At 43.6% G+C, this 693-nt stretch carries 1 protein-coding gene; it reads left to right on the forward strand.

The features are described 5' to 3' along the window. Positions 1–693, forward strand: a 693-nt coding sequence (locus tag GO013_RS16695; RefSeq protein ID WP_163813169.1) for a reverse transcriptase domain-containing protein, incomplete at both ends; no start/stop codon positions are given.

Here is a 693-nt window from a genome sequence, read left to right on the forward strand (position 1 = left end):
AGAAACTCTTGAGGAGATTCTTCCGGAACCCCCTATTACATCTATACCAGATCCTGAGACAGTAGATGGACCGGATATTCCTTTAAACACTCCGGAGCCTCGTCGTAGTGGGAGAATTCCTAGACAGCCAGAGAGATATCTAGGAGTGTCTTTAAAGACAGACTCTGAAGATCTGGTTGAGGATCCTACTAGTTACGATGAAGCAGTAACGGATATAGATGCTGACATGTGGCAGCAAGCGATGAAATCTGAATTGGATTCCATGTATTCCAATCAAGTCTGGGAACTTGTAAATGCACCTGAAGGGATCAAACCCATAGGGTGCAAGTGGATTTACAAGAGGAAGAGAGGAGTGGATGGGAAGGTGGAAACCTTCAAAGCTAGACTGGTGGCGAAAGGATATACTCAGAAAGAGGGTATCGATTATGAGGAAACCTTTTCACCAGTGGCCATGCTTAAGTCCATAAGGATTCTCTTAGCCATCGCATGTCATTATGACTACGAGATATGGCAAATGGATGTCAAGACAGCTTTTCTTAATGGAAGTCTTGACGAATGCATCTATATGATGCAACCAGAGGGTTTTGTTGCTAGTAGCCAAGAGAACATGGTCTGTAAACTTAAGAAGTCCATTTATGGACTTAAGCAAGCATCTAGGGCATGGAACATCAAGTTCGATCAGGCAGTCAAATC

The organism is Pseudodesulfovibrio sp. JC047 (assembly GCF_010468615.1).
Lineage (GTDB): Bacteria > Desulfobacterota > Desulfovibrionia > Desulfovibrionales > Desulfovibrionaceae > Pseudodesulfovibrio.